Origin of the sequence: Actinomadura soli, assembly GCF_005889715.1 — a bacterium.
Classification (GTDB): domain Bacteria; phylum Actinomycetota; class Actinomycetes; order Streptosporangiales; family Streptosporangiaceae; genus Spirillospora; species Spirillospora soli.
In genome coordinates this window covers 15,244-28,792 of the sequence record NZ_VCKW01000101.1, presented here as the reverse complement: position 1 = coordinate 28,792, position 13,549 = coordinate 15,244, and the positions used below count along the sequence as shown (strand labels likewise).

The 13,549-nt window shown below is 75.6% G+C and carries 2 protein-coding genes; both read right to left on the bottom strand.

Annotation, left to right across the window (positions count from 1 at the left end):
- A partial coding sequence (locus tag ETD83_RS20325; protein ID WP_138646722.1) for a non-ribosomal peptide synthetase/type I polyketide synthase occupies window positions 1-7,421 on the bottom strand: 7,421 nt, incomplete at its 3' end.
- The gene (locus tag ETD83_RS20320) at window positions 7,418-13,423 is read right to left on the bottom strand and encodes a non-ribosomal peptide synthetase (protein ID WP_138646721.1); all 6,006 of its coding nucleotides are present in this window, start codon (window positions 13,421-13,423) and stop codon (window positions 7,418-7,420) included. The genes ETD83_RS20320 and ETD83_RS20325, both read right to left, overlap by 4 nt.
- Between the last annotated feature and the right edge of the window lie 126 nt (window positions 13,424-13,549).

The following is a 13,549-nucleotide window of genomic DNA, read 5'->3' as shown; positions in this document are numbered from 1 at the left end:
GTCCGCGGCTGGTCGTCGGTGAGCTCGGCCAGGAGGTCTTCGAGGTCGGTGGTGTCGAGATCGGCGAGCGGGAAGTCGCCGGGCGCCACCGAGCCCGCGCCCGGCGCGGCGCAGTGCTCGGCCACCGCGCGGAGCCGGTCGGCCAGGCGCCCCGCCGCGACCGCCCCGGTACCGGCGGCGGGGTGCGTGCAGCGCGCCCGCAGCGCGCCGTCCACGACGGCGGCCTGGACGAGGAGCCCGGTCCCGGCGGGGAGCGCCGTTCCGGCCGGGAGGGCCGGCTCCATGCCCGCGAAGCCGGGCGGAAGGCGGAACGGGCCGTCCGGGCGGTCGCCGGTCCAGCTCTCCTCGTCCACCTCCGTGAGGACGGCGACCAACGGCTGGTTCCGCGGAGTCCGGGGGGCCGTCTCCGCCCGGTGATCCGGGCCGTCGCAGGAACGCGCGTCCTTGACCGCCGCCAGCGCCGTCTCGGCGTCGTCCGCGAGGAGGAGCAGGCGGCGCGGCACGCTGCGGCAGCCGACGCCTTCACCGTCCAGGGACGACTCGGTGACGACCTCGGCCGGCGAGCGGCCGGCGTCCGCGCACAGCGCCCACCCAAGGGCCGCGAGCAGCCCGTCACCGAGGCGCATCCGGTAGGCGCCGCTCAGGTCGGCCCGCAGCCGCGCGGTCTCCTCGGGGGACAGCTCGAAGCACGTCGTCACGAGATCGTCCGGGACGGGCTCCGGCGGGGAGACGGCCGCCGCGCCGTGGCCGCCGGTCCGTCCGGAGGCCCAGCGGAGGAACGAGGGGGCGGGGCCGTCCAGCGTCCCGTGGAAGGCGGCCTCCAGGTCGGCGGCCAGCGTCCGCCAGGACCGGACGTCCACCGCGGCCCGGTGCGCCACCCACACCAGCCTCGACCGCGCCTCGCCCAGCTTGATGATCGCCGCCTTGACCGGGGCGGACGTGCGCGGATCGACCTCGTCGGCCATCTCGTCGACCATCCGGTCGGCCACCGCCGCCCGCCGGTCGGGCGGGAGCGCGGTCAGGTCGAACTCCGGGAGCGGGACGTCGCTGGGCTCGCCGGCCCACTGGGTCGCCGCGTCCTCGTCGACGCGCAGGCGCAGCGCGTCGTGCCGCGCGACGACCCGGGCCATGGCCTGTTCGAGCCGGGCCGGGTCCGGTTCGCCCGCGATCTCCAGGACGAGCCGTCCGGCGGCCGGGACGGCCCCGGCGAGCACCGCCCGCTGCCCTGCGGTGAGCGGCACGGACGCCCCCTCGCCGCCCGGCTCCTCGGTGGGCCCGGTGGGCAGCCGCCCCTCCTCCGCCAGCGCGAGCACCAGCTCGGCGATGCTCTGGTGGGCGAACAGGTCCTGCGGGACGATGTCGACGCCCTCCGCGGTCACCCGCGTGATCACCTGGACGCCGAGAATGGAGTCGCCGCCCAGGGTGAAGAAGTTCTGGTCCAGCGCCACGTGGTCGAGGCCGAGCACCTGCGCGATGGTGGCGGCCACGCGCTCGGCCAGGGCCCGCTGGCCGGGGTCGAGTTCGACGGCGGGTCCGCCGGACCGGGACTCGGCGCGGGGCAGCGCGGCGCGGTCGACCTTCCCGTTGGCGGTCAGCGGCAGCGCGTCCAGGACGACGACGTCGCGCGGCACCATGTAGCCGGGCAGCCAGCGTGCCAGGTGGTCGCGCAGGTCACCGGCGTCGGCGGCGCCGTCGGGCACGGCGTAGGCGGTCAGCCTCCGGTGCGATCGGTCGCCCGCCGCGACGACCACCGCGCGGCGTACGTCCGGATGGCGTTCGAGGGTGTGCTCGATCTCGCCGAGTTCGATGCGGTGCCCGCCGACCTTGACCTGGTGGTCGTGACGCCCCAGGAACCGGATGGCCCCGTCGGGCAGATAGCAGCCGAGGTCGCCGGTGCGGTACAGGCGATGCCCGGTGCCAGGGTGGACGATGAACTGCGCTTCCGTACGCTCAGGGTCACGCCAGTACCCCTCGGCCAGCCCGGTGCCTCCGATGTACAGCTCCCCGGTGACCCAGGTGGGGCACGGTTCGAGCCGCTCGTTGAGGACCTCGAACCACTGGTTGCGGAGGGGTGTGCCGTAGGGAATCGACTCCGAGTCCAGGTCGACGTGATCGATCGGATGGGCGATCGACCAGATCCCCGCCTCGGTGGCCCCGCCCAAGCTGATGATCTGCGCGTCCGGTGCCAGCGCCCGCAGCCGGTCCGGCAACGACACCGGAATCCAGTCCCCGGACAGGAGCGCGAGGCGCAGTGGGAGGTCCAGCCCTTCGGCCGCGGCCTGCTCGGCCAGCATCTCGGCGAGCCCGGGCACCGTGTTCCAGAGCGTCACGTGATGCCGGACGACCAGGCGCGTCCAGGCGGCGGGGTCCGTGCGCGTCTCCAGGCCGGGCAGGACGAGTGCGCCGCCCGCGCCGAGCACGCCGAAGATGTCGAAGACCGACAGGTCGAAGCTCAGCGACGACAGCCCGAGCACACTGTCTCCGGGGCCGACGCCGAACCGCTCAACGATGTCGGCGCAGGTGTTCAGCGCGGCCGTGTGGCTGACCGCGACGCCCTTGGGCGTCCCCGTCGACCCCGACGTGTAGAGGACGTACGCCACGTCGCTGGGGCCGTGCGGGACCGGGTCGAACTCGGCCGTCCGCCATTCCTCGGGCTCGGGCGTCTCCACGACGGGAACGTCCGCGGCCTGCGGGCTGCCGTAGGGGACGACCAGGCACGCGGCGCCCGACTCCCGGAGCATCCAGGCACGCCGCTCGGCGGGAAGATCGGGGTCGACCGGCACGTACGCGCCGCCCGCCAGGCTCACGCCGAGGACGGCGACGATCTGCCGCCAGCCCTTGCGGACGCCGATCGCGACGGGCGTCCCCGGCCGGACGCCGCGATCGCGCAGCACGGCCGCCAGCACGGCGGCCCGGCCGCGCAGTTCGCCGAACGTGATCACGCGGTCCTCGCTGATCAGCGCGGTGGCGTCCGGGTGCTCCTCGGCCCGGCGCAGCAGCGCGTCGTGCAGGAGGCCGTCCGGGACGGGCCCGGAGGTGTCGTTGACCTCCGCGCGGCGGCGGAGCTGCCCCTCGGGCGCGGGGGCGGCTGCGGAGGCGGTCCAGCCGTCCTCCTCCGCCAGGCTCTCCACCAGCGCGGTGAACGCCTGGAACATGTCACCGACCATGCCGTCCGGGAAGAGGGCGCCGAGCACGTGCCAGCTCACGTCGAGCTGCCCCTCGGCCTCCAGGACGAAGCAGTCGAGCGTGACCTGCGGCGTCTGCGAGATCGTGTGCACGACGTCGCCGAGCCAGCCGAACGGCGAGCCGGTGCCCTCCCGGGCGAGCGCGCTGGTGAAGACGACCGGCATCATCGCGCCCTGCACCCCGCCGCGGACGCGGGCCAGCTCGCGCAGCACCCGGACGCCGCTGACCAGGCGGTGCTCCATGTCGGTCCAGCTCCGCTCCTGCATCGCGGCGGCGAGGTCGAGGAAGGTGGCGGGGGCGGCCGCGTCCACCTCCAGCAGGCTGAACGAGGCGAACTCCCCGACCAGGGCGCCCACTTCGGGGTGCAGCGGGAGCCGGTTGACGGCGGTGGCGTTGACGGTGAAGCGTTGGCTCGCGCTCCACGTCGCGAGGACGGCCGCGTACGCCGCCGCCAGCGTCACCGACGAGGTGACGCCGTGGGCCGCCGACCGGGCCTTCACCCGGTCCCATACGTCACGGTCGAAACGGGCGGTGTAGCGGTCGAACTCCATGGCGCCGCCGTCGCCCTCGCCGCGGACGGTGGGCAGCTGCGGGGCCGGTGGCAGCGTCCGGGCCCGTTCCCGCCAGTAGCCGAGGGACGTCTCGTAGGCGGGCGTGTCGCGCAGCGCCGATTCGGCGAGGACGTAGTCCCGGAACGTCAGCGCCAGGGGCGGGAGGTCCTCGCCCTCGCCCTCGTAGACGCGGCGCCAGTCGTCCAGCAGCCCGAAGAACAGGCTCGCCACGTCCGCCACCAGGAGGTCGAAGCTGAGCAGGACTCGGACCCGGCCGTCCGGCAGCGTCGCCAGCCGCAGCTCCCACAGCGGCCACCGGTCCGCCGGGCGCACCTGGGCGCGCATCCGCTCGCGCACCGTCCGCAGGGCGTCCTCGGGGTGGGGCTCATCCCGCAGATTTATGATCTCCGGGTCGTAGACGGCGGGGGGCGGCTGGATCCGCTGGGTGCCGTCGGGCAGCACCACCATCCGGAGCATGTCGTGGTGGTCGACGAGCCGCTGCCAGGCCCGGGCCAGCCGGACGGCATCCAGCCCGCGGCCCTCGGTCTCCAGGTAGACGTGGGCGGCGACGTCGCCGCCCTCGAACACGGCCGACCGGCCGAGCCACTGGGCCTGCTGCATCTCGGTGAGCGGGAACGGCTCGTGCCGGGCCGCCGGGTCGGGGACGATCTCCGGCAGGTCGTCCAGCGCGGCGGCGCCGGGCTCGGCGTCGCCGGCGTGCTCCAGCATCGCCGCCACGGTGGGGTGGCGCAGCAGCGTCCGCAGCGCCACCGGAACGCCGAGCTCGCGGCGGAGCCGGGCGGCGAGCTGGGCGGCGGCGAGCGAGTGGCCGCCCAGCTCGAAGAAGTTGTCGTGGACGCCGATCGGGCCGCGGCCGAGGAACTCCTGCCAGAGGGCGGCGACCCGCTTCTCCGTCTCGTCGCGCGGGGCGACGTACTCGGCGGACAGGCCCTCGCGCAGCTCGGCGGCGGCGTCGGCGGTGACGGGCTCGGCGGGCGGCAGGTCGAGGCGCTCCGACAGCGAGCCGTTGCCCGCGTGCGGTGGGTTCACCCAGTAGCGCCGCCGCTGGAAGGGGTAGGACGGCAGGCTCACCCTGCGGACGGGGCCGCCGCGCAGGCGTTCCCAGTCGACCTCGGCGCCGGCCGCCCACGCGCGGGCGAGGGCGGTCAGCGCGGCGCGCACGTCGTCGCGGTCGCCGTCGTGCGCGCCGTCGCGGGCGCTGTCCGGGCCGGGCAGGGTGGACAGCACGACGGCCCGTTCCGCCGGGTCGAGGCTCTGCCGGGCCAGCCGTCCGAGCACATCGCCCGGGCCCATCTCGATCAGGACCGCCCGCCCGGCCCTCGTGATCTCGCGCAGGCCGTCGGCGAACAGCACGGGCTCGCGCAGGTGACGTCCCCAGTAGGCGGGGTCCTGTGCCTCTTCGGCGGTGATCGGGCGCCCGGTGACGTTGGAGGCGAAGGGCACCCGCGGCTCGGACAGGCGCACGCCGCGTATCTCGTCGGTGAACGGCGCGACGGCCGCGTCCATCGACGGGGAATGGAAGGCGTGCGAGGTGTGCAGCCTGCGATGCGGCGCGTCCAGCCCGGCGGCGAACGCGTCGATCTCCCCGGCCGGGCCGGAGACGGCGCACAGCTCGGGCCCGTTGACCGCGGCGAGCGCGAGGCTACCGGTCAGCAGCGGGCGCACCGCGTCCGCTGACATCGCGACGGAGAGCATCGCGCCGGGCGGGCACTCTTGCATCAGCCGCCCACGCGCCGCGACCGCGCGGAGCGCGTCGTCGCGGGACAGCACCCCGGCCGCGCACGCCGCCGTCAGCTCGCCCACGCTGTGCCCGATCAGGGCGGCGGGACGGACCCCCCACGACTCGTACAGCCGGACGAGCGCGTAACCGACCGTGAACAGCGCGGGCTGCGCCAGGGCGGTCGCGGTGAGGTCGCCGCCGGTCGCGGTGATGTCGTCGGCGTCCCCGTAGAGGGCCCGCGTCAGGTCGAGGCCGGCGACCTCGCGCAGGACCTCCGCGCAGGCGTCGACCTCGTCGCGGAACACGCGCTCGGACTCGTACAGGCCGCGCGCCATCGCCGCGTACTGGCTGCCCTGCCCGGGGAAGAGGAACACCACGTGCGGCTCGGCGCCGCCCGCGTCGCACACCGGGCCGGGGAGCGCGGCGGACAGCCCGGCCGCGTCGGCGGCGACGGCGAAGCGCCGGTACCGGAAGTGCGTGCGGCCCGACTGCGAGGTGCCCGCCATGTCGGCCAGCCGCACGGTGCCCGGGACGTCCGCGACGGCCGCGGCCACCTGCTCCGCGGCCGTCCGCGCGGCGTGCGGCGTCCGTCCCGACACCACGACGATCTGCTCCGGACGGGGCGGGCGCGGCGCGTCCGGCGGCGCGGCCGGGGACGGCTCCTCCAGCACGACGTGCGCGTTGGTGCCGCCGATCCCGAACGAGCTGACGCCGATCCGCAGCGGTCCCGGCGCCTTCCACTCCGTCTCCCCCGTGACGACCCAGAACGGCGTCCGGGCGAAGTCGATGTGCGGGTTGGGACGGCGGAAGTGCAGGCTCGGCGCCAGCCGCCGGTGCCGCAGCTGCAGGATCGCCTTGAGCAGCCCGGTGATCCCGGCCGCCGTGTCCAGATGGCCCACGTTGGACTTCACCGAGCCGATCGCGCAGTAGCCGCGCTCGCCGGTGTAGGCGCGGAACGCGCGGGTCAGCGCGGTGATCTCGATGGGGTCGCCGAGCGGCGTCCCGGTGCCGTGCGCCTCGACCGCGGTGACCGTGGCGGCGTCGACGTCCGCGACGGCCAGCGCCGCGCTGACCACCTCGGTCTGGCCGTCCACGCCGGGCGCGGTGAAGCCGGCCTTGGCCGCGCCGTCGTTGTTGACCGCCGACCCGCGGATCACCGCTTCGATGTGGTCGCCGTCCGCTACGGCCCGGTCGAACGGCTTGAGCACGACGACCCCGGCGCCGTTGCCGAACACGGTCCCGGCGGCGTCGGCGTCGAACGGGCGGCAGTGCCCGTCCGGGGAGAAGATCAGTCCCTCCTCGTAGAGGTAGCCGGTGCGCTGCGGGACGCGGATCGAGACTCCGCCGGCGACGGCCATCTCGCATTCGCCGTCCAGGAGGCTCTGGCAGGCCAGGTGCACGGCGACCAGCGAGGTCGAGCACGCCGTCTGGACGGTCATCGCGGGCCCGGTCAGGCCCAGCCGGTAGGCCGTCCGGGTGGCCAGGTAGTCCTTCTCGTTGTGGATCAGCACGTCGAACGCGTCGGCGCCGGGCATCAGCGGCCCGCCGGCGACGAGGTTGCTCATCAGGTAGCCGGGCGCGTTGGCCCCGCAGAAGACGCCCGTCGCCGGTGCGGTGGCGGGCGGATGGCCCGCGTCCTCGAGCGCCTCCCAGACGATCTCCAGGAACACCCGCTGCTGGGGGTCCAGCAGGGCGGCCTCGCGCGGCGTGAACCCGAAGAAGGCGGCGTCGAACTCCTCGATGCCGTCCAGGACGGAGGCCGCCCCGACGTAGCCGTCCCGTCCGGCGATCCGGGGGTCGAATCCGGCGGCGGCGAGATCCTCGGCGCTCACCCGGCCGATCGACTCCACGCCGCCGGCCAGGTTCGCCCAGAACTCGCCGGGCGTGCGCGCACCGGGCAGGCGGCAGGCGAGGCCGATCACGGCGATGTCAGTGCTGCTCATCGGGTTCCGTCCTCTCGCTGGGCGCCCGCGGGGCGCCGGTTCCTGGCCGGGTTCCGGGCGGCGCGGCGGGCCGCGCCGCGGGACCGGCCGGCCCGGGCGGCCGCGGCGGGGTCGGCGGCGCCGTCGAGCCGGGCCGCGAGGGCCCGGATGCTCGGGGCCTCGAACATCAGCGGCAGCGGCAGGTCGGCGCCCGGCGCGCCCATGTCGGCGAGCCGGGCGCGGAGCCGCGCGCAGATCCGGGTGATCATGGCCGAGTCCAGGCCGAGGTCGAAGAAGCCGTCGGTCACGCTGATCCGCGCGGGTTCCGCGGCGTGCGCCCCTCCGTGCTCCCCCGTTCCGTCCAGGCCGAGTTCGGCGGCGACCTCCGCGACGATCGCGCTTTCCAGGCCGGTGGCGGGCGGCACCGGCGCCTCCCCCGCCGCCGCGGCCTCGCCCGCGAGCCGCGCCAGCTCCCGCCGGTCGACCTTGCCGATCGGGGTGAGCGGCAGCCGGTCCAGGACCACGATCGTCGGCGGGACGAGGGCCGAGGGCAGCCGCTCGGCCAGCCACCGGCGCAGCGTCGCCCGGGTCGGACCTCCCGGCGGCGCCGGGGCGGTGTCCGGGACGCCGCCGACCAGCGCGTGCAGCAGCTCGTGCCCGTCGTCCAAGGCGAAGCGGGCGCGCATGGCGTCGGTGAGGCGCGCGTCGCCGGCCTGGCACAGGCCGAGCCCGGCCGGGGGCGCGGCGGTCTCCAGCAACTGGGCGATCAGGCCGGCCTCGATCAGGCTGAAGTCCCGCCAGAGGCGGCCGTAGAGCGGCCTGATCGCGCGGGACTGGGCCACCAGGTAGATCGCGAACGGCGCGCCCGCCGCGAGCGCCGCGTTGACCGAGGTGAAGCCGGGGCGCGCCGGGACGGCCTCCCGGCTGAGCGGGGCCAGCCGGTGCCCGTCCGCGCGGTGGTAGTAGGCGCCACCGGGCAGATCGGCCACGCCGCCCTCGGCGACGTCGAGGTACACCTGGACGGGGTAGAGCCCGCCGGCGGACCCGTAGGCGTGCCGATCGCCGTCCCGCAGCCCCTCCAGCAGCCGGGACAGCGCGTCCAGGGCGACCGGGCCCGCGGTGAAGCGGCGGTGGCTCGACCGGCGCGGCGCGGCCTCCACCTCGGGCAGCGCGATCATCTCGGCGCCCGGCACGGCGCGCAGCCCCGGACGGGCGAGTGCGAACTCCCGCCGTTCGACCGGATCGAGCAGGACGCCGTCCAAATCGCCGTCGAGCAGGGCCGCCTCCTCCTCGCCCGGCAGAGCGACCGGGGCGGCCATGGCCCGCGTGACGAAACCGGCGAGCCGGCGGCGATGCCGGTCGCCGTGCGCGATGACCACGGCCTCGCCGACACCGGGGGCCGCCCGCAGCGTGTGCTCGATCTCGCCGAGTTCGACGCGGTGCCCGCCGACCTTGACCTGGTGGTCGTGACGCCCCAGGAACCGGATGGCCCCGTCGGGCAGATAACAGCCGAGGTCACCCGTGCGGTACAGGCGATGCCCGGTGCCAGGGTGGACGATGAACTGCGCTTCCGTACGCTCGGGGTCACGCCAGTACCCCTCGGCCAAGCCGGTGCCTCCGATGTACAGCTCCCCGGTGACCCAGGTGGGGCACGGTTCCAGCCGCTCGTTGAGGACCTCGAACCACTGGTTGCGTAAGGGCGTGCCGTAGGGAATCGACTCCGACTCCAGGTCGACCTGGTCGATCGGATGGGCGATCGACCAGATCCCCGCCTCGGTGGCCCCGCCCAAGCTGATGACCTGAGCGTCCGGCGCCAGGGCCCGCAGGCGGTCCGGCAACGACACCGGAATCCAGTCTCCCGAGAGCAGCACATGCCGGAGCGGCGGCTCCTTCGAGCCCGCGTGTTCGATGTGGTCGGCCAGGAGTTCCATCAGCGCGGGCACGGAGTTCCACAGCGTGACGCCGTGCGCGTACACGAGGTCGGCCCAGTGGGCGGGGTCGGCACGGCGTTCGGGGTCGGGGAGGACGAGTGCGCCGCCCGCGCCGAGCACGCCGAAGATGTCGAAGACCGACAGGTCGAAGCTCAGCGAGGAGACCCCTAAGACACGGTCGTCCGGTCCGAGGTTCAGCCGTTCCGCCACGTCCACGCAGGTGTTGAGCGCGGCCGTGTGGTTGACCGCGACGCCCTTGGGCGTCCCCGTCGACCCCGACGTGTAGAGGATGTAGGCGAGGTCGCCGGGTTGCGGCGGGTCGTCGGCGGAGAGGCTCCGCGCCGTCCGCGCGTCGGGCACATCCCGCAGGACGAGCGCCGCCCCGGCGGTGTCCACCAGCCACCGCCGGCGGTCCTCGGGCAGACCGGGGTCCACCGGGAGGTAGGCGGCGCCGATCCGGGTCACCGCCAGGACGGCGACGATCTGCCGCCATCCCTTCGGCATGCTCACCGCCACCACGTCGCCGCGCCCGATCCCCGCGTCGGCCAGGTCGGCGGCGAGGCCGTCCGCGCGTTCGGCCAGCTCCCCATAGGCGAGGGTCCGGTCGGCGGCGATGACGGCCGGAGCGGCGGGACGCTCGGCGGCGCGGGCGAACACCGCGTCCGGCAGCGTCCCGTCCGGGACCGGTCCTGCCGTGGCGTTCACCCGGGCGCGCGCCTCGGCCTGGTCCGCCGGGAGCGGCACGCGCGGCGGCAGATCCCAGCGGCCGCCGCCCGCGGCCAGCGCCTCCAGCAGGTCGCGGTAGGCGGCGAACGTGGCGTCGAGCACCCCGGGCGGGAAGTGGTCGCCGGCGGCGTCCCAGACCAGTAGGGCGCCGTCACCGTCCTCGAACACCTGGTGGTCCAGCACGACCTGAGGCGTCTGGGAGATCCCGTGGACGAGACGTCCCAGCCAGCCGAACGGCGGCTCACCGTCACCGAGGCCGAGGCCGCTGGTGAAGACGCAGGGCAGGATCGCGCGACCTGTCGCGCCGTCGCGGCGGGCCAGGTCCCGCATCACCTGGAGGCCGGAGTACGACGCGTGCTCCAGGTCCTCCCACAGGCGCCGCTGGACGGCCAGCGCGAGGTCGGCGAAGCGGCCGGGCCCGGCGCAGTCGACTTCGAGCGGGTCGACCGAGGTGAAGTCGCCGACGACGTTCGCGAGCCCCGGATGCGCGGCCGGGCGGTTGAACAGCGTGACGTTCACGGTGAACCGCGGGCTCCGGCTCCAGGCGGCGAGCACGGTGCCGTAGGCGGCCAGGAGGACGGCCGAGGGCGTCACGCCGTGTGCGCGCGCCGCCTCCGTCAGCCGTTTCCACGGCGCGGGTTCGATGCGGTGGCGGCGGCGGGTGAACCGGGCGGGTTCGCCCGGTCGCCACGCCGTGACGGGCAGCTGCGGCGCGGGCGGCAGCTGCGGCACCCGGTCCCGCCAGTAGCGGACGTCCTCAGGACGGGGGGACCGCTCCGCGATCGCCCAGTCCCGGAAGCCGAGGTCCGGCTCGGGCAGGTCGGCGTCGGGATCGTCGTAGAGCAGCCGCCACTCGCGTGACAGCACGTACAGGCTCCACAGGTCCGCGACCAGCAGATCCATGCCGAGGTGCAGCCGGACGCCCCCGTCCGGGAGGCGGCTCACCGCGATCCGGTGCATCGGCCCCTCGTACGGCGAGGCGACCTCGTGGTCCAGGACGGCCCGCGCCTCCTCCGGGGGAATCCCCCGCAGGTCGAACCGGTCGAACGCGTCGGATCCCGGCGGCGGCAGGACCCGCTGGCGCCCGTCCGCGGTCACCACGGCGCGCAGCATGTCGTGCCGGCCGACGACCCGCCGCCAGGCCGCCTCCAGGCGCGCGAGGTCGAGCCCGTCCGCGTCGATCTCCAGGTAGGCGTGCGCCGCGACCCCGCCGTACTCCTGCCCCGGTCCGCGTCCGACGAGGTAGGCGTGCTGCATGTCGGTGAGCGGGAACGGCTCGTGCCGGTCCCGCGGCGCCGGGACGAGCGCCGCGGGATCGGCGCGGGGCGGCCGGTCGAGCCCGGCGACGACGGCGTCCGCGACCGCGCGCAGGCTGTCGGCCCGGGCCGGGACGGCGACCCCGGTCGCGTCGAGGATGTCCGCCCGCAGCAGGGCGATGCGCCGCGAGTCCAGCCCGCAGGCGGGCAGCGGCAGGTCCGGGTCGATCTCCCAGGCGGCGACGTGCGCGAGCGCGGCGGCGCGCTCGCGCAGCCACGCCTCCACCGCCCCGGGACGGGCGCCGGCGGCCAGCCGGAGCAGCGCCTCCCGTCCGGGCGAGCGGTCCCCGGCGGGCTCGGCCGCCAGGCTGTGGACGTGCACCGCCCGCAGCCGGCCGCTCAGGTACCGCTCCCGGATCTCCCGCCGCCGGACCTTGCCGCTGGTGGTCAGCTTGATCTCACCGGCGCGGACGAGGACGACGGCGTGCGGTTCCACCTCGAGCTCGGCGATGATCGCCCGGCGGACGCGTTCCGCCGCCGCGGCCACCGCCTCGCCGTCGGCCGTCCGGATCCGCGGATCGAGCGCGCGGACGACCACGAGCCGCTCCACGCCGTCCACCGGGACCGAGAACGCGGCGCTGAGGCCCGGGCGGGCCGCCGGGGAGTCCCGTTCGGCGGCCCGCTCGACGTCCTGCGGGTGCAGGTTCCGGCCGTCCAGGATGATCAGGTCCTTGCGGCGGCCGGTCACGTACAGCGCGCCGTCGCGGAGGACCCCGAGGTCGCCGGTGCGCAGCCACGTGCGGTCTTCGTCGTCGTCCGCCAGGACGGCGTGCGGGCCGGGCTTGCCGCCCCAGTAGCCGCGCGTCACGTGCGGGCCGCTCGCCCAGATCTCGCCGACGACGCCGTCCGGGCATCGGACGCCGGTCTCGGGGGCGACGATCGCGACGTGGGATCCGTCCGGCGGAGCGCCGCAGGAGACGAGGTCGACGTGGCGCCCGGCGGGCTCGGCCGTCAGCCGTCCCTGTTCCAGGTCGGCCGCGCCGGCGCGGAGGGTGCGCGGCCCGTGGCCGTCGATCGTGACCAGCAGTGTCGCCTCCGCCAGGCCGTAGGCGGGGAGCAGGCGCTCCGGCCGGAACCCCAGGGGCCGCATGTGCCGGACGAAGCGGTCCATGGTCGCGGCGCGCAGCGGCTCGGCCCCGCAGATCAGCGCGTGCCAGTGGTCCAGGCGCAGGCCGTCGAGGCGGTCCGGGGCGAGGCGGTCCACGCACATGTCGAGCGCGAAGTTCGGCGCGGCGCTGGAGACCGGGCCGCCGGACTCACCGATCAGCCGGAGCCAGCACATCGGGTCCTGCAGGAACGCCTCAGGAGGCAGGACGGTCGCGGTGCCGCCTCCGAACAACGGCGTCAGCAGGCAGCCCACCAGCCCCATGTCGTGGTGCACGGGAAGCCAGGACACCGTGCTCGGCCCCACGTCCAGCTCGCCGTACCCGATGGCCCGGACGATCATCTCGATGTTGGCCACCGCGTTCTCGTGGGTGATCACGACGCCCTTGGGCGCGCCGGTGGACCCCGAGGTGTACTGGATGAACGCCGGGGCGCCGGGACGGACGTCGCACGGCCGCCACGCCCCGGGGTCGGCGGCGTCCTCGATGTGGAGGATCGGGACGTCCAGGGCGGGGATCGCGTCCGGCTCCGTGCCCGCCTCCGGCCGGTCCAGGATCGGCCGGACGCCACCGGTGGTCAGGACGGCGGCGGCGCCCGCGTCGGCGGCCACCGACGCCAGGCGTCCGCGGTGCCGCGCCGAGCGCGGCGGCGGGCAGGGGACGGCGCACGCCCCGGCGTAGAGGCATCCGTGGAACCCTGCCGCGAACTCCGTCCCGGGCCCGGTCACGAGGAGCACCCGATCCCCCGGCGCGATGCCCGCTGCCTGGAGCGCCGCCGCGACGGCGCGGGCGTGCCGGTCCAGGTCGGCCCTGGTGAGCGCGGCGGCGATCCGGCCGTCGGGTGCGTACCGCAGGGCGATGCCGTCCGGGTCGAGGTCCGCCAGCGCGCGAGCCGCCTCGGCGAGATCGATCGCTCGGTGCGGAGACATCGTCAGAGGTCGCGTCATCGGCCCACTCCCGAGCAGGTATTCGTCGAGACCCGGTGTCCCGCTCGTGGTCAAGTATCAAAAAGCCCGGGTGTCAATGCATCAGGGTGGATACCGTCATCTTTGCCCGGCAGGTCCGTGAGGCTA